Raw genomic sequence first — 26,711 nt, forward strand, 5'->3', positions numbered from 1 at the left:
CGGCGCGCGCCGAACAGCGCCGCCGGGCCGGGCCGGCGCTCGCCTCAGCCGGCCCGGCGGCCCGCGGCCAGTCGCACGATGTCCACCCGTGAGCGGATGCCGAGCTTGCGGTAGACCCGGGTCAGGGTCGCCTCGACCGTCTTCACGCTGATGAACAGCGTCGCGGCGATCTCCCGGTTGGTGGCGCCCTCCAGGACCAGCGCGGCCACCTGACGTTCCATCGAGGCCAGCCCGTCCAGCTCCGGTGGCGCCGCCGCCGGGGGGGCCGCCGGGGCCGGGCCCACCTGCCCCAGCCACGGCAGGGCCTTCGACCGCCGGAACAACCGGCCGGCCTCGTCCAGCGCCACCCGGGCCGCCGCGCGGTTGCGCCGGTCCGCCTCCACCTGGGCCAGTGCGAAGACGGCGCGCGCCTCCTCCAGCCCGTACCCGAGCGCGACCAGCCGCTGCCGGGCCCCGTTCAGCACCGCCACCGCCCCGTCGGTGTCACCGCGGGCGGCGAGCAGCATCCCCTCGGCGCGCTCCAGGACGGCCAGGATGCTCTGCCGGCCGAGCCGCAGGGCGTGCCTGCGGGTCTCGTCGATGACCTCACGCGCCTCACCGAGCGCGCCGGTCAGCACCAGTGCCTCGGCCAGGTCGCCCTGCCAGCGGCCGCGCGCGGGCTCCGTCACGCCCATCTCGCGTTCCAGCGCGCGCACCCGGCGCAGCGCGTCCACCGCGCCCTGCGGGTCGGCGCCGACCAGCCGCGCGTGCCCGAGCGCGTACAACGCGCGTGTCATGTACGGCATGTCGCTGTCGGCCTCGGCCCGCCGCACCGCGTCCCCGGCCAGGGACAGGGCGCGCTCCACCGTGCCGCCCGCCGCCTCGGTCAGGGCCGAGATCTGCAGCGCGAAGCCCTCGCCGATGCCGGTGTCCTCGGCCAGCCGCAGGCTCTCGCGGGCCAGGTCCAGCGCCGTGCCGCAGCGGCCGGAGCGCAGCTCGATCTCGGCGAGGCTGCGCACCGAGTAGACCTCGCTCTCCACCGCGCCCCGCTGACGGGCCTCACCGGCCAGCCAGGTCAGCGCGGTGCGCGCCTCGTCGAGCTGATCGCTCATCAGCAGGTAGCGGGAGCGGATGTAGACCGGGCCGTTGTGGTTCATGGCCACGTCCGGGTCCTGCGGTTCCGCGGAGGCCTGGGCCAGGGTCGCGGCGGCGTCGGGATGCCCTACCAACGTCTCGTTGAGCGCCTTGAAGGACAGCGCCAGCAACTCGGTGCGCCGGTCGCCGGCCCGCGCGGCGAGCGCCGCCGAGCGGGCGGCCTCGGCGCGCGCCTCGTGCATCTGGCCGTCCACCAGGGCCCGCCAGGCGAGCTGGTAGCGCACCAGGCCCTGCAGCCGCGGGTCGTCGCCCGCGTCCGCCAGGGCCTGCGGGAAGACGTCGTCGACCTCGGACAGGGCCTGCCCGACCGAGTCGATCACCACGCTCCACGCCCGCACCCGGTCCGCCGGGACCGTGGCCTGCGCCAGCACCTCGCGGGCGGTGGCCCGGGCGAGCTCGGGCTCGGCGGCGGTCAGCGCGTCCTCGGCGGCCCGCAGCCGCCGCTCGTCCGCGGTGGGCACCGCGCCCTCGGGGGTGTGCCGGGCGGCCAGCAGGCCGAGCTGGGCGGCCACCGAGGGGGCGCCGCGGGCCCGGGCCTCGTCCGCGGCCTCGGCCAGGCTCGCCGCGACCCGTTCGTCCTTGCCGCTCGTCGCCAGCGCCAGGTGCCGGGCCCGCTCGATCGGGTCGCCGGCCGCCGCCGCCAGCGCGGCGTGGGCGCTGCGCCGGTCCTCCGGGGTCGCCTCCGCGTACAGCGCCGCGGATATCAGCGGGTGCGCGAAACGCACCAGGCCGGTGCCGTCGTGGTGGTCCATCTCCACCAGGCCGAGCGAGGCGGCCACGCCCGTCTCGCTCTCGGCGTTGGCGCGGCCGGCGCTGCGCAGCGTCGCAAGGGTCGGGCGGGCCCCCGCACTGGCGATGAGCAGGGTGCGGCGGGTGTCCGCGGAGAGCATCTCGAGCCGGTTGAGCACCAGGGTGCGCAGCGAGGTCGGCACCGGCAGCGGCTCCCCGGGGCGGGGCGGGGTGCGGCTCTCCGCGAGGGCGCGGCCGAGCTCCAGGGCGAAGAGCGGATTGCCGCCGCTGGTGCGGTGGATGTCCCGGACGACCGCCCGCGGCAGCCCGGCGTGACCGCGCCCGTCGAGGAGCTCGGAGACCTCCGGCCGGGACAACGGGGTCACCCGCAGCGTGCGCACGTCCTGCGGGAAGGCGCGCAGGTAGCGGTCGTGCTGGTCCTGCGGATCGGCCTCGGTGCGTACGGCGCCCAGCACCCGCACCGGCAGCTCGGCGACCCGGCGGGCCGCGAAGGCCAGCAGCTCGGCGCTGGCGGGGTCCATCCACTGCAGGTCGTCCACGACGATCAGCACCGGGCCGTCGGCGGCCAGGGCCCGCAGCACCGACAGCACGGCCAGCCGCAGCGCGAGCCCGTCCCGTTGCAGGGAGGACTCCCCGCGGCCGGTGAGCGCCGACTCCAGCGCGGCTCGCTGCGGTGCGGGCAGGCTGTCGGACACCTGGTCGGCGACCAGGCCGAGCAGATCGACCAGGGCGAGGAAGGGCAGGTGCGATTCGGACTCCGTGGCGGAACAGCGCAGCACCGTCGGCTCGCCGCCGTATTCCTCGGCGAGCGTCCGCAATACGGTGGACTTCCCGATTCCGGCAGGTCCGTACAGCAGCAGGCTGCCCCCTTGGGCCAGATGCCCGCGGGCCCGCGCGAGGACGTCACCTCGCCCGATCACCTGGTCGGGTCGGGGTCTGGCCGGCACGTCGAAGACCTGCTCCACGGTCGCCGCTCCCCTCGTGTCGTGTCCGGGACAATGTTATGCAAAGAGCCACGGAAATCCGCCGGTGCGGGCGCGGCCCTTCGACTTCCGTCCGGTGTAGGGAAATTCACCGCCGTCGCCGAATGGATGTCGTGCAATGGGCGGCACATCGGGAAACGCACGGGGGCAACGGTCTGTTGAACACCGGACCATTCGTCAGGCCGGCCCCCGTCCCGCGCGTGCCGGTGGACACACCCCGAATGATCGGTCCGATCCCGCCGGCGGTCAAACCCCAAAATAACCCTGGGTGAACCGAACATGGCGGCTTGTCCGGACTTCCGGTCCTGCCCCGCTCACGGTGCTTTGCGGGTGAACGCGCCACCGGGGAGCGGCCGGCGCGGCCGCTTTGTCGTCAATGTCGCACCGGGTCCGCACCGGGTCCGCAGCGGTCCGCGCGGGCCGGCACCTCAGGGGAGCAGGCCGGCACGGCGGGCGGCGACGACCGCCTCGAGGCGGGTGCGGGCGCCGAGCTTGCGCATGGCCGAGCGCAGGTAGCTCTTGACCGTCTCCGGGCGCAGCCCCAGCCGGTCGGCGGCGGCGGCGTTGGTGGCCCCCGTGGCCACGCACGCCAGTACGTCCAGCTCCCGGGAGGCGAGCGCCACCGGCCGCCCGGTGGGGGAGCGTTGCCCGGCACCGGCGGCGCCGGTCGCCGCCGCCAGCCGGCCGCACGCGGCGAGCAGTTCCTGCCGCAGCAGCGGATCGGCGACCCGGCCGGCCAGCGCCCGCAGTTCCCCGTGGGCCTCGCGGACCTCCTCCCAGGCCGCAGGGTCGCCCGTGGTCGGCTGCCGGCACGTCGACAGCAGGCGGTCGGCCTCGTCCCGGACCACCAGCCGCTGCTCCAGCTCGCGCGCGGCCTCCACCGCGGCGCTCACCGGGCGGTCGCCGAGCGCCAGCGGATGGCGCAGCGCACCGTAGAGCACCCCGCGCACCCGGCGCCGTACGACCACCGGCACCGCCAGGACCGAGCGCAGGCCTTCGGCGCCCACCGCCGCGTCGTACTCGTGGCTGATCACCCGCGACGTGCTGTAGTCGGTGACGGCGAGCGGCCGGGAGAGTGCGATCGTCTTGCCGCCGAGGCCGTTGCCCGCGGTGACGGTGAGCCCCTGGAGGGAGGCCGTGGCCGTGCCGGACAGCTCGGAGATCCGCAGCCGCCCCGGTTCCGGGAGCAGCCCTCCGAAGGCCACCGGCAGACCGCTGGTGCGCCTCATCCGCAGCAGCGCCGCCCGCAGCTCCGCCGCCTCGCCCGATCCCGTCACGCCCTCGCCGCTCCTTCACCCCCGTCCGGGGGTAGTGAGAGCCTCGTCACTGACAACAGGATGCTACTGAGCGGGCCGGCTACGAGGAGGACACATGACGGCAACCAGCCGGACGGAAGAGTTCCGGGAGGCCCGGGACTTCCTGCTGCGCCACCGCGAGGACTACAAGGCGGCGTACGAGGGCTTCCGCTGGCCGCGGCCCGAGCACTTCAACTGGGCGCTGGACTGGTTCGACGTCATCGCCCGCGACAACGACCGCACCGCCCTGCAGATCGTCGAGGAGGACGGCACCGAGTCGGCCGTCGCCTTCGCCGCGATGTCCGAGCGCTCGGCCCGGGTCGCGAACCGGCTCCGCGGCCTCGGGGTGGGCGCCGGCGACCGGATCGTGGTCATGCTGGGCAACCAGACCGAGCTCTGGGAGACCGCCCTGGCCGCCATGAAGCTGCGGGCCGTGGTCATCCCGGCCACCCCGCTGCTCGGTCCCGCCGACCTCACCGACCGCGTGGAGCGCGGCCGGGCCCGGCACGTGATCGTCCGCGCGGCGGACGCGGCGAAGTTCGACCAGGTGCCGGGGGAGTACACCAGGATCGCCGTCGGCGGCGCGCCCGCGGGCTGGCACGCCTACGAGGACGCGTACGACGCCCCCGCGGACTTCGCGCCCGACGGGGACACCCGCGGCGACGACCCGCTGATGCTGTACTTCACCTCGGGCACCACCGCGAAGCCCAAGCTCGTCGAACACACCCACCTGTCCTACCCCGTGGGCCACCTGGCGACGATGTACTGGATCGGGCTGCGCCCCGGCGACGTCCACCTCAACATCTCCTCGCCCGGCTGGGCCAAGCACGCCTGGTCCAACCTCTTCGCGCCGTGGAACGCCGAGGCGACGGTCTTCATCCACAACTACACGCGCTTCGACGCGGGCCGCCTCATGGCCGAGATGGACCGGGCCGGCGTCACCAGCTTCTGCGCGCCGCCCACCGTCTGGCGGATGCTGATCCAGGCCGACCTCGGCGCGCTGCGCACCCCGCCGCGCGAGGTCGTCGCCGCCGGCGAGCCGCTCAACCCGGAGGTCATCGAGCACGTGCGACGCGCCTGGGGCCTCACCATCCGGGACGGCTTCGGCCAGACCGAGACGGCCGTCCAGGTCTCCAACCCGCCCGGGCAGCCGCTCAAGCCGGGCTCCATGGGCCGTCCCAGTCCCGGCTACACGGTGGAACTCCTCGACCCCGTCACCGGCAAGCCCGGCGACGAGGGGGAGATCTGCCTCGACCTGTCCGCCCGCCCGGTGGGCCTGATGACCGGCTACGAGGGCGACCCGGAGCGCACCGCCGAGGCCATGGCCGGCGGCTGGTACCGCACCGGCGACATCGGCTCCCGCGACGCCGACGGCTACATCACCTACATCGGGCGCGCCGACGACGTCTTCAAGGCCTCCGACTACAAGATCTCCCCCTTCGAGCTGGAGAGCGCCCTGCTGGAGCACGAGTGCGTGGCGGAGGCCGCCGTCGTCCCGGCGCCCGACCCGCTGCGGCTGGCCGTGCCCAAGGCGTACGTCGTCCTGGCCGAGGGCTGGGAGCCGGGCCCGGAGACCGCCGCGGCGCTCTTCGCGCACTCGCGGGCCGTGCTCGCCCCGTACAAGCGGGTGCGGCGCATCGAGTTCGCCGAGCTGCCCAAGACCGTGTCCGGCAAGATCCGCCGCATCGAGCTGCGCCGGCGCACCGCCGAGGGTGCCGTCGGCACCGAGTACCGCGAGGAGGACCACAGGTGAGCACCCCCGCGAGCCCCGTCGAGCCGTCGTACGCGAGCGGCACCGGCACCACCGCGCTGCTCGGCGACACCATCGGCCGCAACCTGGACCGGGCCGTCGCCGCCTGGCCGGACCGCGACGCGCTGGTCGACGTCCCCAGCGGCCGCCGCTGGACCTACGCCGCGTTCGGCGCCGCCGTCGACGACGTGGCGCGCGGCCTGCTCGCCAAGGGCGTCGGCAAGGGCGACCGGGTGGGCATCTGGGCCGTCAACTGCCCCGAGTGGGTGCTCGTCCAGTACGCCACCGCCCGCATCGGCGCGATCATGGTCAACATCAACCCGGCCTACCGCGTCCACGAGCTGGCGTTCGTGCTCGACCAGGCCGGCATCGAGGTGCTGGTCGCCTCCACCGCGTTCAAGTCCAGCGACTACCGCGCCATGGTGGAGCAGGTGCGCGGCGGGTGCCGCTCGCTCACCGAGGTCGTGTACATCGGCGACCCGACGTGGGACGCCCTCGTCGAGGCCGGGGCCCACATCCCCCACGAGCAGCTCGCCGAGCGCGGGGCGGAACTGTCCTGCGACGACCCGGTCAACATCCAGTACACCTCGGGCACGACCGGCTTCCCCAAGGGCGCGACCCTCTCCCACCACAACATCCTCAACAACGGCTACTTCGTGGGCGAGCAGGTGGGCTACAGCGAGCAGGACCGGGTCTGCCTGCCGGTGCCCTTCTACCACTGCTTCGGCATGGTCATGGGAAACCTGGGCGCCACCTCGCACGGCGCCTGCATCGTCATCCCGGCACCCGGCTTCGACCCGGCGGCGACGCTGCGCGCGGTCGAGCAGGAGCGCTGCACCTCGCTGTACGGGGTGCCGACGATGTTCATCGCCGAGCTCAACCTGCCGGACTTCGCGACGTACGACCTCTCCTCGCTGCGCACCGGCATCATGGCGGGCTCGCCCTGCCCGGTCGAGGTGATGAAGCGGGTCGTCGCGGAGATGCACATGGCCGAGGTGTCCATCTGCTACGGCATGACCGAGACCTCGCCGGTCTCCACCCAGACCCGCCGGGACGACGACCTCGAGCGCCGCACCGGCACCGTCGGCCGGGTGCTGCCGCACGTCGAGGTCAAGGTCGTCGACCCGGACGGCGTGACGGTGCCGCGCGGCACGGCGGGCGAACTGTGCACCCGCGGCTACTCGGTGATGCTGGGTTACTGGGACGAGCCGGACAAGACCGCGGAGGCGATCGACGCCGGCCGCTGGATGCACACCGGCGACCTCGCCGTGATGCGGGAGGACGGCTACCTGCAGATCGTGGGCCGCATCAAGGACATGATCATCCGCGGCGGTGAGAACGTCTACCCGCGCGAGATCGAGGAGTTCCTCTACGCCCACCCCAAGATCGCGGACGTCCAGGTGGTCGGCGTCCCCGACGAGCGGTACGGCGAGGAGATCCTGGCCTGCGTCATCCTCAAGGACCCGGCGGCCGCGCTGACGGTGGAGGAGCTCGGCGAGTTCTGCCGCGGCCGGCTCGCCCACTACAAGGTGCCGCGCCACCTGCGGCTGATGGACGCCTTCCCGATGACCGTCAGCGGCAAGGTCCGCAAGGTCGAGCTGCGGGAGTCCTTCAGGCCCGCGTGAGGTCCGCGACCTGCCGCGCCACCGCCTCCGGCGGCGCGGCGGTCGTGTCGAGCACCGTCGCCGCCGCCCGCAGCCAGGGCAGGGCCTCGGCGTACTCCTCCAGGTGGTCCAGCCGCCACTGCCGGGCGCCGGTCTCCACCGTGTCCCGCTCGATCCTGCGGGTGAGGGTGGCCGGGTCGGTGTGCAGCAGGAAGTGCCGCACGGGCAGCCCGGCCCGCTCCAGCCCCGCCTCGACCTCCCGCCAGTACTCCTCCACCAGCACGGTCTGCGGCACGATCAGCGTCCCGCCGAGGTAGGCGTGCACCTGGGCGAGCGACGCCACGGTGAGCGCCCGCCAGGGGGGCCACTCCTGGAAGTCCCGTACGGGCACGGCCTCGTGCAGCACGTGCCCCAGCATGAAACCGACCTGTTCGGTGTCGAAGACGTGGGCGCCGGGGACGAGCCGCACCAGGTGCGAGCACGTCGTGGTCTTGCCCGCGCCGAAAGTGCCGTTCAGCCAGATGATCACGCCCGCCACAGTAGCCGCCGCCGTTACCCTGACAACACACCGGAGACGTACGGGAGATGGGGGCGACGGGGATGGCTCACTGGGAGGACGCCCGGCCGGGGAGCGGTGACCAGTCCGCGATCCCGGAGCTGGTGTCCGCCGTGGTCGGTGCGGGCGGGGTGGTCCTGCTGAGCTCGTTCCTGCAGGCGGTGGGGACCAGGCTCGGCGAGATCACGGCGACGCGCATGGGCGGCCGGGGCTTCTGGCGGCGCCGCGGGGCCACCGAGGAGGAACGGACGGCGGCCGCCTTCATCGCGGCGGTGCAGAAGCTCGGTTCGGTCCGGCGCGAGGGCGGCGGGGTGCTCCGGCTGGAGGACGAGGCCTCCCGCACCCGGGTGCAGGTGCACCCCTTGCTGCCGGTCGAGGCGGTCGCCCAGTTCCAGCGGCTGGACCTCGGCCATCCGGAGGTCGCCGGCCTGGAGATCGCCTGGACCGACACCCTCGGCGACCACCCGCAGGGTGTCTGGGCCACGACCGGCGGGGCCGAGGGCGCCGGCACCCGCTACCTGTGGAACGACGTCCGCCGCACGTGGGAACCCCACCGCCGCAGGCCCTGAGGGACACCGTCACCCACGGGACGACCTCCGTTCACCGGGCGGCCACAGTGCCGTCACCGGGCGCGTCGTCACGGCCGGGAGCGGTTGCTAGGGTGCGAGCTGCACTGCCGCGTGAGCCCTGTTCGGGCTGACCGCGCAGCGCGGATGCCCCTGGGGGACGGTGTGCCGAAAGCAGCCCCGGCCCACGCGGCGGGGCTGTTTTGTGCACATCTGGGTTTGGAAGGATTCATGACGGCTTCTCCCGACGGGCCGGCGCCCACGGCCGACGAGACCCCGGCGGCGCCGTCCCCCGCCGGTACGGCGCTGCCACGGCGGACTCGGAGGACGTCCGCGATCGCCGACGCATCCGCCACCACCAGCCGGAACCCCCCGGACTGGACCGGCGGCGACGCCCCGACACTGCGGGCCAGGCAGGCCGCCGCCCTTCCCGAGCGGCCCGAGGAGGCCGCGGAACCGGAGTCCTCCTACGCGGACGGCTTCGCGGCCGGGCTCGCCTTCGCGTCCCGTACCGCGCCCGCGCCCGCGCCCGCGCCCGACGAGGGGCACCTGCCGGCGACGGCTGTGGGGACGGGCCCGCAGGCCCCCGCCGCGGCGGAGCCCGCGCCTTCCCGTGCGCGCCGCAGGTGGTCCCGCCCACTCCTGCTGCTCGGCGCGGGTCTCGCGGTCGGCGTGCTGGTCTGCGTGCCGTTCCTCGTGCGGGGTTCGGGTGAGGAGGACCACGGCCCGGCCGCCGCCACCCTCGCGGACGAGGGCCCGGCCGGCGAGGCACCGGGGGGCGGCCCCGCCACCGCGAGCCCCTCCGGCGGGCGGTCACCGTCCCCCGGGGACACCGGGCGGCGGTCGCCGGAGGCCGGTTCCCGAGGCGGCCCGACCTCGACCGCCACTCCGAGCGCGACCGGGGGCAAGGCCACGGCCGGCGCCACGGGCGGGGGAGCGGCGCAGCACCCCGCCGCCGGCCCGTCCCCTTCCGCCGCGGGCTCCGGCACGGCGATCCGGAGCCACGACTCGGGCCGTTGCATCGACGGCAGCCCTCCGTGGGGCTCGCCGCTGCAGATCTGGGACTGCACGGGCAGCGCGGCGCAGTCCTGGCAGATCAAGCCGGACGGCAGCATCCGCTCCCGGGGCAAGTGCATGGACGTCGCGGGCGGTTCGCGGGACGACGGCGCGGCCGTCCAACTGGTGGACTGCAACGGCACCGGCGCCCAGCAGTTCCGCCTCAACGCCGCTCACGACCTGGTCAACGTCCAGGCCGACAAGTGCGTGGAGGCGGAGGACTCACCGGGGGTCAACGGCACCAGGCTGCGGCTGTGGAGCTGCACCGGCGCGGACGACCAGAAGTGGAGCCGCGGCTGAGGCCCGGTCCGGTGGTCCGCGCGGGCGGCGGTCAGGCGTTGTCGTTCCGCGCCAGGCACAGGACGTACTTGGTCGAGCCGTGCTCCGCCCGGAACGTGGCCACCGTGCGGGGGTAGGCGTCGCAGCGGCCGGTGTCGGCGGTGTCGTCGAAGCGCCCGACGACCTCGAACTCGGCCTTCGCGGAACCGCAGTCGACGACCGACACGTCCGGGAAGAGGACGTCGCCGCTGCTGTGGACGCAGTCGCCGACCTCGGCGTACTCGGCGTCGTCGTGGAGCACCAGCCAGCCGCCGCCGATGAGGATGACGGGTATCAGCAGGCCCAGGGCGGTGGGGCGGAGCAGGATCGGCCGGCCGGGGTCGGCGGGCGTGCCGGGGGCGCCGGGGACCGGCTCGGGCAGGCGGTTGATCTTCCAGCGCTGGAACAGGTTGACCAGCAGGGTGAGCGGGTTGAACAGCATCGAGGTCGGACTCCACCAGCCCTGCACCAGGCTGTTGGAGACCATCTCGCGGTGCTTGGCGATGCCGCAGCGCCGGCAGAACGGGGCCCGGACCTTCAGGAAGCGCATCATCACGACCATGCCCTGGTGCCCCCGGACGGTCGCCTGGACCGCCGGCACCGAGCCGCAGAACAGGCAGGAGCGTCCGTAACCGGGCACCTCCTGCCCGAAGGGCGGCAGCGGCCTCGGCCGAGCGGCCGGCGGCACCGCCTGTGCCTGCGGCTGTGCCTGCGGCTGGGGTTGGGGCTGGGACGGGTGCCGGGACTGCGCGGGCGACGGCGTCGGCGTGGTCAAGGAGATCACCTGGGGTCCGTGTGAAGCCGATGTGAAGGGCGAGCGGAACCCTACTGGTTGGTACCGACATCGATCGACCCGATTGCCGAACGGCTTTCGCGTCCCCTTCTTGACCCGCGCGCCGGGGGCGCCCTATGTTCACAGTAGTTCCGCATAACAAAAGACAACTTCCGTAATGCGGAATATGGAGCACCGGGCGCGACAACCTGGACCGCAGGACGACGCAGGAGTGACCGAATGCCTCGAATGACCGCCGCCCGAGCGGCAGTGGAGATCCTCAAGCGCGAGGGCGTGGACACCGCGTTCGGCGTGCCCGGCGCCGCGATCAACCCCTTCTACGCCGCCCTCAAGGCCTCCGGTGGCATCCAGCACACGCTGGCCCGGCACGTGGAGGGCGCCTCGCACATGGCGGAGGGCTACACGCGCACCGCCCCCGGCAACATCGGCGTGTGCATCGGCACGTCGGGGCCCGCCGGCACCGACATGATCACCGGCCTCTACTCCGCGACCGGCGACTCGATCCCGATCCTCTGCATCACCGGGCAGGCGCCCACCGCGGTGATCCACAAGGAGGACTTCCAGGCCGTGGACATCGCGGCCATCGCCGCGCCCGTGACCAAGGCGGCCACCACCGTCCTGGAGGCGGCCCAGGTCCCGGGCGTCTTCCAGAAGGCCTTCCACCTGATGCGCTCCGGGCGTCCCGGCCCGGTCCTGATCGACCTGCCGGTCGACGTCCAGCTCACGGAGATCGAGTTCGACCCCGAGACGTACGAGCCGCTGCCGGTCTGGAAGCCGGCCGCCACCCGCCGTCAGATCGAGAAGGCGCTCGCCATGATGACCGCCGCCGAGCGGCCGCTGATCGTCGCGGGCGGCGGGGTGATCAACGCCGACGCGGCCGGTCTGCTGGTGGAGTTCGCCGAACTGACCGGCACCCCGGTGGTGCCGACCCTGATGGGCTGGGGAGCCATCCCGGACGACCACGACCTCAACGCGGGCATGGTCGGCCTGCAGACCTCGCACCGCTACGGCAACGCGACCTTCCTGGAGTCCGACTTCGTCCTGGGCATCGGCAACCGCTGGGCCAACCGCCACACCGGCCGGATCGACGTCTACACCGAGGGCCGCACCTTCGTGCACGTCGACATCGAACCCACCCAGATCGGCAAGATCTTCGCCCCCGACTACGGGATCGCCTCCGACGCCGGCGCCGCGCTGCGGCTCTTCGTCGACGTGGCCGCCGAACTCAAGGCCGCCGGCGAACTGCCCGACCGCAGCGCCTGGGCCGCCTCGGCCCGGGAGCGCAAGGCGACCCTGCACCGCCGTACGCACTTCGACGACATCCCCATCAAGCCCCAGCGCGTGTACGAGGAGATGAACCGCGCCTTCGGCCCCGACACCCGCTACGTCACCACGATCGGCCTCTCCCAGATCGCGGGCGCGCAGATGCTGCACGTCTACCGGCCGCGCCACTGGATCAACTGCGGCCAGGCCGGCCCCCTCGGCTGGACCGTGCCGGCCGCCCTGGGCGTGGCGAAGGCCGACCCGGGGACGCCGGTGGTGGCCCTCTCGGGCGACTACGACTTCCAGTTCATGATCGAGGAGCTCGCGGTCGGCGCGCAGCACCGGATCCCGTACGTCCACGTCCTGGTGAACAACTCCTACCTGGGGCTGATCCGCCAGGCGCAGCGGGCGTTCGACATCGACTTCCAGGTCAACCTGGAGTTCGAGAACGTCAACTCGCCCGAGCTGGGCGTCTACGGCGTCGACCACGTCAAGGTCGCCGAGGGCCTGGGCTGCAAGGCGATCCGGGTCACCGACCCGGCCGGGCTCGGCGCGGCGTTCGAGCAGGCCAAGAAGCTCGCGGCCGAGTACCGGGTGCCGGTCGTCGTCGAGGCGATCCTGGAACGGGTCACCAACATCGCCATGAGCGTCACCAACGACATCGGCAACGTCGTGGAGTTCGAGGAGCTGGCCACCGAACCCGGTCACGCGCCCACCGAGATCATCCCGCTCACGGGCACCTGAGCCCGGGCCCGACCGCGCCACCGGCCGCCCCGCCCTGACCTCCCGGGCGCGGCGGCCGGGCTCCACGACCGCCCCGGGAGGGCCCCGGCGGCTCGCTAGAGCGGCCCGAACAGCCAGTTGCCGGGGGCCTCGGGGTCGGTGCCGATGTAGTAGGCGCGGATGGCCGCCACCAGCTCGGCCGTGCTCACACACCCGTCGCCGTCGGTGTCGATGCGGTTGAAGGCGGCGGCGATGTCCGTGACGGGCGTGTTGAAGGCCCGCTGCAGGACCTCGAACTCCCCGCGCACGACGTGGCCGTCGCCGTCGGTGTCGCACAGATGGGCGACGGCCTCGGCCGCCGGGTGGAAGACCGGGTCGAAGGCCGGTCCCTCGATGAAGGCCTTGGTCATGCCGTGGTGGTACTCCGCGGAGGACAGCCGGCCGTCGCGGTCTCTGTCGGCGTACGCCGCCAGCTCCGCCCAGACGGCGTCGAGCCGTACCGCCACCGCCTTTCCCTTGGGCGAGGTGGGGGACATGCCGAAGCCGTGGATCAGCCGCGCGCCGACGTCCTGGAAGTCGGCGCGCTCGGCATATCCGTTGCCGTCCGTGTCCAGACGGCGGAAGGATTTGTCGAGCTTGCGCTTCAGAAGGGCCGTAGACATCGCTGCGTCCTTGACGTAGTCCTGGGGTTGCCGTACGGAGGGGGAACCTCTCGATACTCCCCCGGGAGCGGCGGTCGCGCGACCCGAGTGACCACGGACGGTGAAGGGCGGGGCTGAGCTCGTCCCGGCTCAGGGCGTGGCGTGCGGGCCCGTCCTGATCAGGACGTCGGCGGCGTCGTTGACCGGCTGCGGCGTGCCGGTGAGGTCCATGACGAAGAGCGGCACCCCCAGCCGGTCCGCGCGCAGCCGCGCGTCATGGGCGTAGCCCGCCAGGGAGAAGAAGGCGCCGGTGGAGTCCTCGTTGAGGCAGTTGAGCCAGAGGGTCTCCACCTCCCGCAGCGGTGTCGGCCGCGTCGTCGGGTCGACCTGGGCCACGACACCCTCACCGCGCAGGTCGATGCCGTTGGCCGAGCGGTCCTCCGCGGAGCGTACGCCGGCGAAGCCGAGCCACTTCAGGTACTGCGCGGCGGCGGTGACCGCGTCCCGCGCGGTACGGATGGTCACCGGCCGGAACGGCGGCCGCGGCGCGCGCGCCACGGGCCCGGGGCCGGGCTGCCGCACCGGCGGGACGGGGCGCCGCTCGGGCATCCGCAGGGCCCGGGTGTCCACCGGCAGCCGGACCACCGCCCCGCAGTCGCAGCCGAGTTCGGGCTGCGGCCACTGCTCGTCGCGGCCGCAGTCCGGGCAGCGCATGGCCACCCACGAGTCGTCCCAGGACCGGTGGCGGATCTGCAGCGGGATGCCGCCGCGCAGGATCGGCAGGGCCAGCGGTGTGCCGCAGGCGCAGGGGAAGGTGGGTGCGGTGTAGGCGTGCTCCCGGCGGCAGGCCGGACAGCGCACGGGCACGCTCTCTGCCATGGTTCGCGACTCCTGGGCGGTGCGGCGGTGCGGCGGCGCAGGGTGCTCGCCGGGACGGTCCTGCCGTCCATGGTCCCGCACGGGGAGCCCGTCGTGCACCCGTCTTGCCGTCCCGGTCGCGCCGGTGCACGCAGCCGCCCGGGGACCCGCTCCGCGTCCGGCCCGGCCGCGGAACGGGTCCCCGGGCGGGGACCGGTCCGCGCCGCCTCGACCTACCCCTCAGAAGTTCTCGGCGGCGCGGACGTTCGTGGTTCCGGGCGGCGGCGCCCCATCGGGCGCGACAGGACAGGTCGGGGCGCCGCCGCCCGGAAGTCGGGGGTCAGCCGGTGACCGGGAGACCGGAAAGGCGCTCCACGCCGCGCAGCAGGGCGGAGTGGTCCAGGCCGCCGTCGCCCTGGGCCCGCAGTGAGGCGACGAGGTTCGCCACGACCGAGCCGACGGGCAGTGCGGCGCCGACGTTCCGGGCGGCGTCGGTGACGATGCCCATGTCCTTGTGGTGCAGGTCGATGCGGAAGCCGGGGGCGTACGCGCGGTCGAGGAAGTTGCGCTTCTTGCGGGTCAGCACCGTGGATCCGGCCAGGCCGCCGCCCAGCACCTCCAGGGCCGCGGTGAGGTCGACGCCGGACTTCTCCAGGAAGACCACGGCCTCCGCGCACGCCTGGATGTTGACCGCGACGATCAGCTGGTTGGCCGCCTTCACGGTCTGGCCGGCGCCGTGCGGACCGCACAGGACGACGGTCTTGCCAAGGGCGTCGAAAAGGGGCCGCGCCTCGTCGAAGTCGGCCCGCGCCCCGCCGACCATGATCGACAGCACCGCCTCGACGGCTCCCGCCTCGCCTCCGGAGACGGGGGCGTCCAGGACCCGGATGTGCCTTTCGGCCGCGGCCTTCGCCAGGTCGACGGAGGTCTGCGGGGTGATCGACGACATGTCGATCAGGAGCGCGCCCGGCCGGGCGTTCGCCAGGATGCCGTCCTCGCCGTAGGCGACGGCCTCCACCTGGGGGGAGGCGGGGACCATGGTGACGACCACGTCGGCGTCCTTCACGGCCTCCGCGACCGAGGCGGCGGGCGTGCCGCCGGCCGCGGCCAGGCGGTCGAGCTTGTCCTGCTCCAGGGTGTGGCCGGTGACGGAGTACCCGGCCTTGATGAGGTTCTCCGACATCGGGGAGCCCATGATGCCGAGGCCGATCCACGCGACCGCGGGAAGTGTGGTGGTCATGATGTCCTCTCCGGATTACTTGTCGGCGTCGGCGAGCCAGTCGAAGGAGGCGGCGCTGCCCTGCGCGCCCGGCTTGTACTCCAGCCCCACCCAGCCGTCGTAGCCCCGGTCGCGCAGCCGGTCCAGGAGGGCGGACAGCGGCAGGGAACCCGTGCCGGGCGCGCCGCGGCCGGGGTCGTCGGCGATCTGGACGTGGCCGGTGCGGTCCGCGTAGGCGTCGATGACGGCGGGCAGGTCCTCGCCGTTCATCGACAGGTGGTACAGGTCCAGCAGGAACCTGGCGTTGCCCAGGCCGGTCTCGGCGTTGACCTTGTCGACCACCTCGACCGCGGCGGCCGCGCTCACCAGCGGATAGCGCGGCGACTCGGGCTTGTTGAGGGCCTCGACCAGCAGCACCGCGCCGACCCGGTCGGCCGCGTGCGCGGCCCGCACCAGGTTCTCCAGGGCGAGTTCGTCCTGCGCCTCGGGACTCACGCCGTCCACCCGGTTGCCGTACAGCGCGTTGAGCGCCGTGCAGCCCACCGAGCGGGCGAAGTCGGCGGCGACGTCGATGTTGGCGCGGAAGCGCGCGGACTCCTCGCCCGGCACGGACAGGGCGCCGCGGTCGGGGCCGGGCAGTTCGCCCGCGTAGAAGTTCAGCCCCACCAACTGGGTGCCGGCCTCCTCCAGCGCGCCGCGCAGCGCGTCGAGTTCGGCCTGCGGAGGGGTCGGCATCCGGGTCCACGGCCACCACAGCTCGACCGCGGAGAAGCCGGCCGCGGCGGCCGCCGCGGGGCGCTCCAGGAGCGGGAGTTCGGTGAAGAGGATCGAGAGGTTCACATCGAAGCGCGTGGAGTCGAAGCCCATCACATGCGCCCTTCCGTATTGCGGAAAGTAGTTTCTACTTAACGGAAGACTCCATGAGCCGGCGGGCGGCTGTCAAGGGGGATGTTCCGGAAAGCCCCTGACCAGCTAGGTTGTGGACGTGCGCCTGAAACTCGAATTCACCACCGAGCCGTTCGACCTGGACGAGCCCCCGCGGCACGCCGTGGTGGGGCGTGAGGTCCTGGAGGCGGCCGGGCTGGACGCCGTCGACGTCGGGCCCTTCGGCAACTCGGCCGAGGGCGGCACCGAGCAGGTGGTCGCCGTGGTCGGCGATCTGCTGCGGCGCACCCTGGAGGCCGGCGCGACCCGGGTGTCGCTGCAGGTCAACGTCGTGGGGGAGGCGGACCGGTGACCGGGCCGGTCGAGCATCCGCTCAGCGCGGCGATCAAGCCGCTCGCCGACGCCATGGGCGCCGAACTGGTGCCCCCGGGCGAGGCGCGTGGTGACGACGTCGTGCTCAGCTGGGAGGGCGCGGAGGTGGTCGCCGTACGGCTGCCGCACCTCGCGGACTCGCTCGACCACATCCTGGCCGACCTCGAGCGCCGGCACGGCAAGGCGCTGTCCGAGCTCGGGCGCAAGGAGAAGCAGACGGTCGTCCGCATCCTGGAGGAGCGCGGCGCCTTCTCGGTGCGGCACGGGGTGGAGACGGTCGCGTCGGCGCTCGGCGTGAGCCGCTTCACCGTCTACAACTACCTCAACAGGGAGAACGCGGCGAAGGAAGGCCGCTAGCCGTCCCGAGGCGTCCGTCCGGGCGTCATCGGCGCCATTTTTCAACAAACTGTTGACGTCACGTGGTGCGGGCTCCTAGCGTGCCGTTGTGACTTCCAGCCCATCCCCGGGCCTGGCCCGGCTCAACGCCGCCGGCGGACCGGAGGCGGTCGCGCTGCTGCACGAGGTCTGCGCCAGCCGCTCCTGGGGCGCCGCCGTCATGGCGGCCCGCCCGTACGACACCCTCGACGCGCTGCTCGCCGCCTCCGACACCGCGACGGCCGGCCTCACCGCAGGCGACCTGGCCGAGGCGATGGCGGGACACCCGCCGATCGGCCGCCCCCGGCCCGGCGACCCGGTCTCCGCCCGCGAACAGGGCGGGGTGCGGGACTCCGAACGCGAGGAACTGCTCGCACTGAACCTCGCCTACCAGGAGCGGCACGGCCACGTCTTCCTCATCTGCGCCACCGGCAGGACCGGGGAGCAGATGCTGGCCGCGCTCAAGGAGCGCACCGGCAACGACACCGGCACCGAACGCGAGATCGTCCGCACCGAACTGGGGAGGATCAACCGCATCAGGCTCACCCGGCTCGTCGAGACCGCCGCAGAGGACCCCTCATGACCTCCGTCTCCACGCACGTCCTGGACACCAGCGCCGGCCGCCCCGCACGGGACGTCGCCGTCGCCCTGTCGGTGCGCACCGGAAGCGGGGCCCCCTGGGTGCCGCACGGCGCCTCGGCGACCGACGCCGACGGCCGCTGCAAGGACCTGCCCGACCCGCCGGAGGGCACGAGCCACGTACGGCTGGAGTTCGCCACCGAGCCCTACCTCTCCCGTCAGAGCACCGCCCACCGCAGTCGAGCCGAGGACCAGCAGGACGCCCCCCGCACCAGGGACAGCGGAGCCTTCTTCCCGGAGGTGGCGATCGTCTTCGCCGTCGAGCCGGGCGAGCACTACCACGTACCGCTGCTGCTCAACCCGTTCGGCTACTCCGTATACCGAGGGAGCTAGCACCGACATGTCGCCCACCCGACTCGGCCAGAACCAGTACGGCAAGGCGGAGACCCGCGTCGTCCGCGTCACCCGCGACGGCGGGACCCACCACGTCAGGGACCTCAACGTCTCGGTCGCCCTCTCCGGCGCCATGGACGACGTCCACACGTCCGGCAGCAACGCCGCCGTACTGCCCACCGACACCACCAAGAACACCGTCTTCGCCTTCGCCAAGCAGTACGGCATCGACTCCCCCGAGCAGTTCGGCATCCACCTCGCCCGGCACTTCGTCACGAGCCAGGGGTCCATCGAGCGGGCCAGGATCCGCATCGAGGAGTACGCCTGGGAGCGGATCACGCAGGAGCACTCCTTCGTCCGCGGCGGCCGGGAGACCCGCACCACCGAGGTCACCTTCGACGGCGGGCGGTGGCAGGTCGTCTCCGGACTGAAGGACCTCGTGGTCATGAACACCACCGACTCCGAGTTCTGGGGCTTCGTCAAGGACCGCTACACCACGCTGCCGGAGACCCGTGACCGCGTCCTCGCCACCGAGGTCAGCGCCCGCTGGCGGTTCGGCTGGACCAGCGACGAGGACCCCGCCCCGCCCTGGGAGGAGTCCTGGCCCGAGGTCCGCCGCCACCTCCTCGACGCCTTCGCCGGCACCTACTCGCTCTCCCTGCAGCAGACGCTGTACGCGATGGGCGACCGGGTCGTCGAGCACCGTCCCGAGATCGACGAGGTGCGGCTCTCGCTCCCCAACAAGCACCACTTCCTCGTCGACCTCGAGCCGTTCGGCCTGAAGAACGACACCCCCGACAGCGCGGTGTACTTCGCGGCCGACCGCCCCTACGGCCTCATCGAGGGCACGGTCCTGCGCGCCGGCACCGAGCCCCGCATCCCGGTGACGGACTGAGAGGGCCCGCCATGACCGCCGCAGCAGAGCGCATCGTCATCGAGAACTGCGCCGTCGCCACCGTCGACGCGCACGGCACGGAGCACCCGGCCGGCCACGTCGTCGTCGCCGGCAACCGCATCGAGTCCGTCGGCGCGGGCCCCGCCCCCGCCGCACTCGACGGCGTCGTACGGAGGGTGGACGGTACCGGTCACCTGCTCACCCCCGGCCTGGTCAACACCCACCACCACTTCTACCAGTGGCTCACCCGGGGCCTGGCCACCGACCACAACCTCTTCGACTGGCTCGTCGCCCTCTACCCCGTCTGGGCCCGCATCGACGAGCGGATGACCCACGCGGCCGCCCAGGGCTCCCTGGCGATGATGGCCCGCGGCGGGGTCACCACCGCCATGGACCACCACTACGTCTTCCCGCGCGGCACCGGCGACCTGTCCGGCTCCATCATCCGGGCCGCCTCGGACATGGGTGTGCGCTTCACCCTCGCCCGCGGCTCGATGGACCGCGGCGAGTCCGACGGTGGCCTGCCCCCGGACTTCGCCGTCGAGAGCCTCGACGAGGCGCTCGCCGCCACCGAGGAGACGATCGACCGGCACCACGACGCCTCCCCCGACGCCATGACGCAGATCGCCGTCGCGCCGTGCTCGCCGTTCTCGGTCTCCACCGAACTGCTGCGCCAGGGCGCCGGACTCGCCCGGCGCAAGGGCGTGCGGCTGCACACCCACGGCAGCGAGACGGTGGAGGAGGAGCAGTTCTGCAAGGAGCTGTTCGGCATGGGGCCGACGGACTACTTCGAGTCCACCGGCTGGCTCGGCGAGGACGTGTGGATGGCGCACTGCGTCCACATGGGCGACTCGGACATCGCCGCCTTCGCCCGCACGCGGACCGGTGTCGCCCACTGCCCGTCCTCCAACGCCCGCCTGGCCGCCGGCATCGCCCGCGTCCCCGACATGCTCGCCGCCGGCGTCCCGGTCGGCCTCGGCGTGGACGGCACCGCGTCCAACGAATCGGGCGAGCTGCACACCGAGCTGCGCAACGCGCTGCTCATCAACCGCCTCGGCGCCCACCGCGAGGCCGCACTGACCGCCCGTCAGGCACTGCGGCTGGGCACGTACGGCGGCGCCCAGGTGCTCGGCCGGGCCGCGGAGATCGGTTCCCTGGAGCCGGGCAAGCTCGCCGACCTCGTCCTGTGGCGGATGGACACCCTCGCCCACTCCTCGATCGCCGACCCGGTCACCGCGCTGGTCCTCGGCGCGGCGGCCCCCGTCACCCTCTCCCTGGTGAACGGCCGGCCGGTGGTGGAGGACGGCCGGCTCGTCACCGCCGACGAACAGGCCATCGCGCGCGCCACCCGTGACGAGGCCCGGCGGCTTGCGCGGATCGCGGGCCTGGCGGGCTGACCGCCGCGGTCCTGCGCTGACCCCGGCCGGGGGAGGGACGGCCCCCCGGCCGGTGCCGGGCCCCGCCCTGCCCGGCGGGGCCCGGCGTTCGGCGTGCCCCGGCCGCCTGCGCCGGGGCCGCTTGTGCCCGGTCTAGCGGGCCGCCGGGCCGCGGCCCTGGGAGCGGCCCTGGGCCTCGCGCCGGACGGCGCCGCCGCGGGCGACGGTGTAGAGGTCCGTCGGCACCGGCCAGCCCTTCTGCCCGGCGTGGTCGCCGTTGAGCCTGCGGGCCCACTTGCTGTAGTCGGTCTCCAGACCGTTCCCGGTGATGCGGATGCCGGGCGGCACCATCCGGGCGGCGCCCGAGGCCGGCTCGGCCACGGTGTGCCGCAGGGTGACGAACAGGGCCTGGTTGGCAGGGTGGTCGGGTCCGGCGTCCAAGTGCAGGGCGACGACCTCCCGGCGCACCGGCAGCCAGAGCCGCAGCGCGGCCCGGGCCGACCGGGGAAGCGTGAACTCCTGCCGGGTCGCGGCGGTCCGGCCGGGCAGGTTCACGGTGAGCCGGATGCGGGACTCCTGCGCGGACAGGTCGGTGACGTCGGCGGCCACCAGGCCCTCGCGGGGCACCGCCGTCGCCCACAGCACCTCCAGCGCCGCCAGCAGCCGCAGCCGGTACGGCTCGCGGCGCGGCTCCACGGGGGTGCTCAGCGCCCGGCGCAGCACGATGTGCCCGGTGAAGTCCAGGGGCTCCTTGGTGTGCTTGGACCACGGGCGCATCCCGCGGGCCTGCCACCCGAACGGGGGGCGCCCGGCCGCCCGGTTGAGGTCGGCGATGCCGTCCATGATGTCGCGCTGGCTCGCCGGGGTGAGCTCCCTGCCCACCTGCCCGGCCCGGGTGCGGTACAGGCCTGCCGCGATGCGTCCGAGCACGGTCTCCGGCCGGCCGGGGTGGCCGAGGACGGCGTCGTCGAACAGGCCGTCGAGGCTGCGCAGCGCCTGCGACGGTACGTCGGCGGCCGCCCGTTCCAGCACGGCGGTGGCCTTCCTCAGCCGTTCCTCCCGGGAACGGGACGTGGCGATGTGCGGGTCGGCGAGGGCACGTTCCAGGACGGCGCGGAGCTGGCGGAGGGCGGGCGCGTTCACGGCAGCAGGGTAGGGGCCGGCGCTGACAGACGGGTGGGGAAAAGTAATGCGAGGGTCGAGAACAGCGCGCGCCGCGGGCGCCCCAGGCCACGGAGCCGGGCGGTTCAGTCCCGGCAGACCGCCAGGAGCGCCATGTCGTCGTTGCGGGGGCCGCCGGTGTGCGCGTGGACGTCGTCCAGGAGGGCGTCGAGCAGCTCGGCGGGGCCGGTGAACGGCACCCCGGCCAGCCGGGTGACGGGGTCGTAGAAGGTGCCGTCGGCGTCGCGCGCCTCGGTCACGCCGTCGGTGTGCATCAGCAGGGCCGAGCCGGGCGGGAAGGGGACCGTGTCGGCCTCGTCGGTCACGTCGCCGAGGCCCATGCCCAGGGGCAGGGCGTGACCGGCGGGTTCGGCGTAGCGCACGGTGCCGTGGTGCAGGACCAGCGGGGGCGGGTGGCCGCGGTTGACCAGGCGCAGTGCGGTGCCGCCGGGCGGGAACTCGGCGAGGACGGCGGTGGCGAACCACTCCAGGCGGTCCATGCCCTCGCGGCGTTCGGCCTCGCGCCACAGCGCCCGGTCCATCCGTGTCGCCACCCCGGCGAGGGTGGGTTCCTCGTCGGCGGCCATGCGGAACGCGCCGAGCACCACGGTGGCCGCCTCCACGGCCGCCATGCCTTTGCCGCGCACGTCGCCCATGATGCAGCGCAGCCCGTAGGGCGTTTCCTGGACGGCGTAGAGGTCGCCGCCGATCTCCGCCTCGGCCTCCGCGGTCTCGTAGCGGGCGGCGATGCGGTACGGCCCGACGCGCCGCGGTGGTTCGGGCAGCACGGCCCGTTGCACGGCGGCGGCGACGCTGCGTGCGGAGCGCAGCCGGACGTCCCGGATGTGGAGCAGGCGGTTGATGAACACGGCGACGACGGCGACCGCGCTGATCGACAGCAGTTCGCTGATGCCGCCGGGGCCGCTGATGTAGCCGAAGTGGCTGAGGATGCCCGCGTCGGCGGCGACGGCGCCCAGCCCGACCAGCACGGTGCCGGTCAGGGACATCAGGGGGGCCGCGAGCATGGGGGCCACGGAGTAGAAGGCGGTGGCGCTGAACTGGGCGGGGGTCAGGTAGTCGACCAGGAAGCCGCCGACGAGCAGCACGACGGGGAGCAGCCGGACGTACCGCAGTACGTCGCGTCCTTCGTCGGTGAGGTCCTCGCCCCCACTCGCCACGCGTGTGCTCCTGCCGTCGCTCTCGGGTCGCCGGACTGGGTCCAAGGGTCCCCGTGGTCCCGTCGCCGGGCCAGCCGTGGCGGTCCCCGCGGGTGAACGGCGGGGTGGCCGCCGGGCTCCGGGTAGCGCGCCGTGGCCGCTCGGGCGAGGCTGGGGGCACGACCCGTGAGCACAGGGAGCAGCAGCGATGATCCGCACCGACGCCCTCAACGAGCCGGCCGTCCGCGCCTTCGTCTCGGCGGTGAACGCCGGGGACCGCGAGGCCTTCGAGGCCGCGCTCACCGAGAACGCGACGATGTCCGACGACGGCTCCGACCGCAACCTGAAGGAGTGGGCGGACCGCGAGATCTTCGAGTCCCACGGTCACATGGACGTGCAGTCCCAGGACTCGGCGGGGCTCACCCTGATCGCCGACTACCGCAACGACGCGTGGGGCGAGATGCGCACCAAGTGGCGCTTCACCGTGGACGACGGCAAGGTCAGCCGTTTCGACACCGGCCAGGCCTGAGCGGGCCGGCCGGGCGGTTCAGCCGCCCGTCCCTTCGCGGTACGCCAGCAGGTAGCGCCAGAACAGCAGGCGTCGGATGCGGCTGCCCGGCAGCAGTTGTGCCGCTTCGGTGCGGATCTGCGGCAGGGGTGTGCCCGGTGGGTGTACGGGTGCCCGGACTGCTTGCGGGTGGTGGCCGCGGATCCGGTCGGCGGTGGCGACGGCGAGCCGGGCGGCGGCGTTGACGGGGACGGCGGCCAGGCTGACCGCCCAGTCGGCGGGGGTGCGCTCGGGGTAGCAGCCCAGGACGAGCAGGGTCCCGCCGGGGGCGAGCGCGGCGCGCAGCGCGGTGACCGTGCCGAAGGGCACGTGGTGCAGGCTGGCCAGGCAGGTGATGAGGTCGTAGTGGGCCGTGGGGAGGTCCACGCGGGTGATGTCGGCGACGCGGAAGGTGACCCCGGGCGCGGTCCCGGCCGCGGCCACGGCTTCCGGGGAGGCGTCGATCGCGTCGACCCGCAGTCCGCGGGCGGCCAGGCGGCGGGCGAAGCGGCCGGTGCCGCATCCGACGTCCAGGGCGGTGAGGGCGCCGGGCGGGACCTTGCGCAGGAGCAGCCGGTGGTAGTGGTCGTTGTGGTCAAAGGGCATGTGGCGTCCCCCTCCAGGCCGTGAGGTCGGCGAAGAGCTCGGCCGTGCCCTTGGCGAGGGCGCGCAGCGGGACGCCGGCCTTGGCCGCGTACCGCGTCTTCATGTCGAGGCGGCCGGAGTCGGCCGTCGCTGCGGCCGGTTCGCTGCCCTCGGCGGCGTCGAGGCTGAGCATGGGGTACGGGCCGGGGATGGGCCCGTCCGCCTCGACGTCCACCGGGATGTGCAGGCTGGGCCGCACGGCGCGCGGTCGTGGTGCTGGCATGCCGACGATCATGCCAGCGCCCCCTGGCCCGGTGCGTGTGTTTTCCCGGGGACGGCCGGCACGTGCGGCGGGGGTGACGCGCGGGCCCCGGCGGGTGCGGCCGGGGTCCCGCGCGGGAGGGTCAGTCGAGCAGTTCGTACGCGGGCAGGGTGAGGAAGTCGACGTAGGTCTCGTCGAGCGCCGTCTTCAGCAGCAGGTCGTGGGCCTGCTGCCAGCGGCCCGCGGCGAAGGCCTGTTCGCCGATGTCCTCGCGGATGGCGGCGAGTTCCCGGCCGGCCAGGGAGCGTACGAGGTCGGCGGTGGCCTTCTCGCCGTTGTCGGCGAAGACGACGCCCGCGTTGACCCACTGCCAGATCTGGGAGCGGGAGATCTCGGCGGTGGCGGCGTCCTCCATGAGGTTGAAGATGGCGACGGCGCCCATGCCCCGCAGCCATGCCTCGATGTAGCGGGTGCCGACCTGGACGGCGTTGCGCAGTCCCTCGTAGGTGGGCTTCGCCTCCAGGGAGTCGACGGCCAGCAGGTCGGCGGCGGTGACGTGGACGTCCTCGCGCAGCCGGTCCTTCTGGTTCGGCCGGTCGCCGAGGACGGCGTCGAAACAGGCGCGGGCGATCGGCACCAGGTCGGGGTGGGCAACCCAGGAGCCGTCGAAGCCGTCGTGGGCCTCGCGGTCCTTGTCGGCCTTGACCTTCTCGAAGGCGACCGCGTTGACCTCGGCGTCGCGCCGGGAGGGGATGAAGGCGGCCATGCCGCCGATGGCGTGGGCGCCGCGCTTGTGGCAGGTGCGGACCAGTAGTTCGGTGTAGGCGCGCATGAAGGGCGCGGTCATCGTCACGGCGTTGCGGTCGGGCAGGACGAAGCGCTCGCCGGCGTCGCGGAAGTTCTTGACGATGGAGAACAGGTAGTCCCAGCGGCCCGCGTTGAGGCCGGAGGCGTGGTCGCGCAGCTCGTGGAGGATCTCGTCCATCTCGAAGGCCGCGGTGATCGTCTCGATGAGGACGGTGGCGCGGACGGTGCCCTGTGCGATGCCCAGGTGGTCCTGGGCGAAGACGAACACGTCGTTCCACAGGCGGGCTTCGAGGTGGGACTCGGTCTTGGGGAGGTAGAAGTAGGGGCCCTTGCCCTTGGCGAGCAGGCGCCGTGCGTTGTGGAAGAAGTACAGGCCGAAGTCGACGAGGGCGCCGGGGACGGGCTCGCCGTCGACGGTCAGGTGGCGCTCGTCGAGGTGCCAGCCGCGGGGGCGGGTGACGACGGTGGCGAGTTCCGTCTCGTCCTTCAGGGCGTAAGTCTTGCCCTCGGGGGAGGTGAAGTCGATGCGGCGTTCGTAGGCGTCGATGAGGTTGACCTGGCCCCCGATGACGTTCTCCCAGGTGGGGGCGGAGGCGTCCTCGAAGTCGGCGAGCCAGATCCGCGCGCCGGAGTTGAGGGCGTTGATGGTCATCTTGCGGTCGGTGGGGCCGGTGATCTCCACCCGGCGGTCGTCGAGCGCGGCGGGGGCGTCGGCGACGCGCCAGTCGCCCTCGCGGATGTGGGCGGTCTCCGGGAGGAAGTCCAGGGTGCCGGTGCGGGCGATCTCGGCGCGGCGGTCCTTGCGCTTGGCGAGGAGTTCGGTGCGGCGGGGCGCGAACCGGCGGTGCAGTTCGGCGAGGAAGGCGAGCGCCGCGTCGGTGAGCACCTCCTCCGCGCGCTCGACGGGGGGTGCGGTGTCGGCGACGACGGCGTGCGGTGCGGTCCCTGGTGCGGACATGAACCTGACTCTCCTCTTGCCGATGAGGGGTGCCGTGCGGCCGGGGGAGCCGGGCGGCCTCCGCGTTCCGGCCCTGGCACGGGGTGCCGGACGGGGCGGTTTTCGGCTGCGAGGCGCGCCGACCGTACGGGCGCTTCTGCTGGGTGGAGCATAGTTTTTGCATGGTGGAAGTTCAACGTTTTGTGGCACCCGGTGCAGGGGGCTCCGGCGGGTGCGCCAGCAGCCACAGGTCGTCGGGGGTGTCGATGTCGGCGGGGACCGCGACGTCCCCGCACTCGACGCGTGCGATCGCCTCCTCGTGCCGCCTCAGGTAGGAGCGTGCCCCCTGGTCCCCGGCCGCACTCGCGGCGATCGCCGCCCAGTGGGCCGCGCCCAGCAGGATCGGGTGGCCCCGCCTGCCGCCGTACGTGGCGCAGGCGAGGGTGAGCGGCGAGGCGTAGGCGGCCACCACCCGGGCCACCGCCGTGGCGCCGATCCCGGGCTGGTCCACCAGTGCCACGACCACGGCCGGCGCGCCGGTGCCCGCCAGTGCCTCCAGGCCGGCGCGCAGCGAGGAGCCCATGCCCTGCTCCCAGTGCGGGTTCACGGTGACGCCGTAGTCGTCCAGGGCGGCCTGTCGGCGCACCTGCGCGGCGGCCGCGCCCAGCACGATGTGCACCGGGCCGCAGCCGCCGGCGCGCAGGGCCCGCGCCGCGTGCTCGACCAGCGGCCGGCCGTCGTACTCCAGCAGCGCTTTCGGGCGGCCGCCCAGCCGCCTGCCGCCGCCGGCCGCCAGCAGCAGCCCGGCGACGGCGCCCGTGCCCGCGTCACGTTCCATGCTCCCTGGATACCGTGGACGGGGAGCGGGGGA

The 26,711-nt window shown here is 73.7% G+C and carries 26 protein-coding genes; 12 read left to right on the top strand and 14 right to left on the bottom strand.

Features of this window, described 5'->3' with window-relative positions; genetic code table 11:
• Positions 1-44 precede the first annotated feature (44 nt).
• Together ACFYYN_RS07770 and ACFYYN_RS07775 are read right to left on the bottom strand one after the other, a co-directional pair.
• The gene (locus tag ACFYYN_RS07770) at positions 45-2,849 is read right to left on the bottom strand and encodes a helix-turn-helix transcriptional regulator (protein ID WP_500545066.1); all 2,805 of its coding nucleotides are present in this window, start codon (positions 2,847-2,849) and stop codon (positions 45-47) included.
• A 446-nt stretch (positions 2,850-3,295) separates the two neighbouring features.
• Positions 3,296-4,144 (bottom strand): helix-turn-helix transcriptional regulator, encoded by an 849-nt coding sequence (locus tag ACFYYN_RS07775; RefSeq protein WP_500545067.1) that lies wholly within the window; start codon positions 4,142-4,144, stop codon positions 3,296-3,298.
• 94 nt (positions 4,145-4,238) lie between these two features.
• On the opposite strand from ACFYYN_RS07775, the gene ACFYYN_RS07780 reads away from it, so the two are divergent.
• Positions 4,239-5,915: an AMP-binding protein gene (locus tag ACFYYN_RS07780; RefSeq protein WP_500545068.1), complete on the top strand. Its 1,677-nt coding sequence runs from the start codon at positions 4,239-4,241 to the stop codon at positions 5,913-5,915.
• Entirely contained in the window at positions 5,912-7,537 is a 1,626-nt protein-coding gene (locus tag ACFYYN_RS07785; RefSeq protein ID WP_500545069.1) for an AMP-binding protein, read from the top strand. The genes ACFYYN_RS07780 and ACFYYN_RS07785 overlap by 4 nt, the downstream gene beginning before the upstream one ends.
• Here the strand turns inward: ACFYYN_RS07785 and ACFYYN_RS07790 are convergent.
• A complete protein-coding gene (locus ACFYYN_RS07790) occupies positions 7,524-8,045 on the bottom strand; it encodes an AAA family ATPase (protein WP_500545070.1) in 522 nt (173 codons plus the stop codon). The two genes, ACFYYN_RS07785 and ACFYYN_RS07790, sit on opposite strands and share 14 nt — an antisense overlap.
• 71 nt (positions 8,046-8,116) lie before the next feature.
• On the opposite strand from ACFYYN_RS07790, the gene ACFYYN_RS07795 reads away from it, so the two are divergent.
• The gene (locus tag ACFYYN_RS07795) at positions 8,117-8,641 is read left to right on the top strand and encodes a hypothetical protein (RefSeq protein WP_500545071.1); all 525 of its coding nucleotides are present in this window, start codon (positions 8,117-8,119) and stop codon (positions 8,639-8,641) included.
• A 228-nt stretch (positions 8,642-8,869) separates the two neighbouring features.
• On the top strand, positions 8,870-9,994 hold the full coding sequence (locus ACFYYN_RS07800; RefSeq protein ID WP_500545072.1) for a ricin-type beta-trefoil lectin domain protein: 1,125 nt from the start codon (positions 8,870-8,872) through the stop codon (positions 9,992-9,994).
• Between the two features lie 31 nt (positions 9,995-10,025).
• On the opposite strand, the gene ACFYYN_RS07805 is transcribed toward ACFYYN_RS07800, so the two are convergent.
• Entirely contained in the window at positions 10,026-10,787 is a 762-nt protein-coding gene (locus tag ACFYYN_RS07805; RefSeq protein WP_500545073.1) for an LppU/SCO3897 family protein, read from the bottom strand.
• A gap of 237 nt (positions 10,788-11,024) precedes the next feature.
• On the opposite strand from ACFYYN_RS07805, the gene gcl reads away from it, so the two are divergent.
• The gene (gcl, locus tag ACFYYN_RS07810; protein ID WP_500438002.1) at positions 11,025-12,812 is read left to right on the top strand and encodes a glyoxylate carboligase; all 1,788 of its coding nucleotides are present in this window, start codon (positions 11,025-11,027) and stop codon (positions 12,810-12,812) included.
• A gap of 95 nt (positions 12,813-12,907) precedes the next feature.
• On the opposite strand, the gene ACFYYN_RS07815 is transcribed toward gcl, so the two are convergent.
• The 4 genes from ACFYYN_RS07815 to ACFYYN_RS07830 form a co-directional block, all read right to left on the bottom strand.
• On the bottom strand, positions 12,908-13,453 hold the full coding sequence (locus ACFYYN_RS07815; RefSeq protein WP_499514715.1) for an EF-hand domain-containing protein: 546 nt from the start codon (positions 13,451-13,453) through the stop codon (positions 12,908-12,910).
• 129 nt (positions 13,454-13,582) lie between these two features.
• A complete protein-coding gene (locus ACFYYN_RS07820) occupies positions 13,583-14,311 on the bottom strand; it encodes a hypothetical protein (RefSeq protein ID WP_500545074.1) in 729 nt (242 codons plus the stop codon).
• A 319-nt stretch (positions 14,312-14,630) separates the two neighbouring features.
• Positions 14,631-15,530, bottom strand: coding sequence for a 2-hydroxy-3-oxopropionate reductase (locus ACFYYN_RS07825; protein ID WP_500321672.1), 900 nt, complete (start codon positions 15,528-15,530; stop codon positions 14,631-14,633).
• A 15-nt stretch (positions 15,531-15,545) separates the two neighbouring features.
• Entirely contained in the window at positions 15,546-16,376 is an 831-nt protein-coding gene (locus ACFYYN_RS07830; protein ID WP_500545076.1) for a TIM barrel protein, read from the bottom strand.
• Positions 16,377-16,494: 118 nt separating this feature from the next.
• Between ACFYYN_RS07830 and ACFYYN_RS07835 the strand changes: the two genes are divergently transcribed.
• From ACFYYN_RS07835 to ACFYYN_RS07860, 6 genes are all read left to right on the top strand, one after another.
• On the top strand, positions 16,495-16,746 hold the full coding sequence (locus ACFYYN_RS07835) for a YkoF family thiamine-binding protein (protein ID WP_499514719.1): 252 nt from the start codon (positions 16,495-16,497) through the stop codon (positions 16,744-16,746).
• Positions 16,743-17,123, top strand: a complete 381-nt coding sequence (locus tag ACFYYN_RS07840) for a helix-turn-helix domain-containing protein (protein WP_500545077.1) — start codon at positions 16,743-16,745, stop codon at positions 17,121-17,123. Before ACFYYN_RS07835 ends, ACFYYN_RS07840 begins: the two co-directional genes overlap by 4 nt.
• Positions 17,124-17,211: 88 nt before the next feature.
• Positions 17,212-17,724: a 2-oxo-4-hydroxy-4-carboxy-5-ureidoimidazoline decarboxylase gene (uraD, locus tag ACFYYN_RS07845; protein ID WP_500545078.1), complete on the top strand. Its 513-nt coding sequence runs from the start codon at positions 17,212-17,214 to the stop codon at positions 17,722-17,724.
• Positions 17,721-18,113, top strand: a complete 393-nt coding sequence (gene uraH / locus ACFYYN_RS07850; protein WP_500545080.1) for a hydroxyisourate hydrolase — start codon at positions 17,721-17,723, stop codon at positions 18,111-18,113. Before uraD ends, uraH begins: the two co-directional genes overlap by 4 nt.
• A 7-nt stretch (positions 18,114-18,120) precedes the next feature.
• Complete coding sequence (pucL, locus tag ACFYYN_RS07855; protein WP_500545081.1) at positions 18,121-19,008, top strand: factor-independent urate hydroxylase; 888 nt, start codon at positions 18,121-18,123, stop codon at positions 19,006-19,008.
• A gap of 11 nt (positions 19,009-19,019) precedes the next feature.
• Positions 19,020-20,405, top strand: coding sequence for an 8-oxoguanine deaminase (locus tag ACFYYN_RS07860; protein ID WP_500545082.1), 1,386 nt, complete (start codon positions 19,020-19,022; stop codon positions 20,403-20,405).
• 132 nt (positions 20,406-20,537) lie between these two features.
• Here ACFYYN_RS07860 and ACFYYN_RS07865 read toward each other — a convergent pair whose 3' ends face one another.
• Together ACFYYN_RS07865 and ACFYYN_RS07870 are read right to left on the bottom strand one after the other, a co-directional pair.
• Entirely contained in the window at positions 20,538-21,527 is a 990-nt protein-coding gene (locus ACFYYN_RS07865; RefSeq protein ID WP_500545083.1) for a hypothetical protein, read from the bottom strand.
• 104 nt (positions 21,528-21,631) lie between these two features.
• Positions 21,632-22,723 carry a PP2C family protein-serine/threonine phosphatase gene (locus ACFYYN_RS07870; protein WP_500545085.1) on the bottom strand — a complete coding sequence of 364 codons (1,092 nt, stop codon included), beginning with the start codon at positions 22,721-22,723 and terminating at the stop codon, positions 21,632-21,634.
• Positions 22,724-22,910: 187 nt separating this feature from the next.
• Between ACFYYN_RS07870 and ACFYYN_RS07875 the strand changes: the two genes are divergently transcribed.
• Positions 22,911-23,231 (top strand): nuclear transport factor 2 family protein, encoded by a 321-nt coding sequence (locus tag ACFYYN_RS07875; RefSeq protein WP_500365265.1) that lies wholly within the window; start codon positions 22,911-22,913, stop codon positions 23,229-23,231.
• 18 nt (positions 23,232-23,249) lie between these two features.
• Here the strand turns inward: ACFYYN_RS07875 and ACFYYN_RS07880 are convergent, their stop codons facing one another.
• The 4 genes from ACFYYN_RS07880 to ACFYYN_RS07895 form a co-directional block, all read right to left on the bottom strand.
• Positions 23,250-23,855, bottom strand: a complete 606-nt coding sequence (locus tag ACFYYN_RS07880; protein ID WP_500545086.1) for a class I SAM-dependent methyltransferase — start codon at positions 23,853-23,855, stop codon at positions 23,250-23,252.
• Entirely contained in the window at positions 23,845-24,117 is a 273-nt protein-coding gene (locus tag ACFYYN_RS07885; protein WP_500545087.1) for a hypothetical protein, read from the bottom strand. Before ACFYYN_RS07885 ends, ACFYYN_RS07880 begins: the two co-directional genes overlap by 11 nt.
• 121 nt (positions 24,118-24,238) lie before the next feature.
• Positions 24,239-25,861 (bottom strand): malate synthase A, encoded by a 1,623-nt coding sequence (gene aceB, locus ACFYYN_RS07890; RefSeq protein WP_500545088.1) that lies wholly within the window; start codon positions 25,859-25,861, stop codon positions 24,239-24,241.
• 172 nt (positions 25,862-26,033) lie between these two features.
• Positions 26,034-26,678: a nucleotidyltransferase family protein gene (locus tag ACFYYN_RS07895; protein ID WP_500545089.1), complete on the bottom strand. Its 645-nt coding sequence runs from the start codon at positions 26,676-26,678 to the stop codon at positions 26,034-26,036.
• Positions 26,679-26,711 lie beyond the last annotated feature (33 nt).

The sequence above is a fragment of the Streptomyces sp. NPDC001902 genome (genome assembly GCF_042891295.1).
In the GTDB taxonomy this organism is placed as follows: domain Bacteria; phylum Actinomycetota; class Actinomycetes; order Streptomycetales; family Streptomycetaceae; genus Actinacidiphila.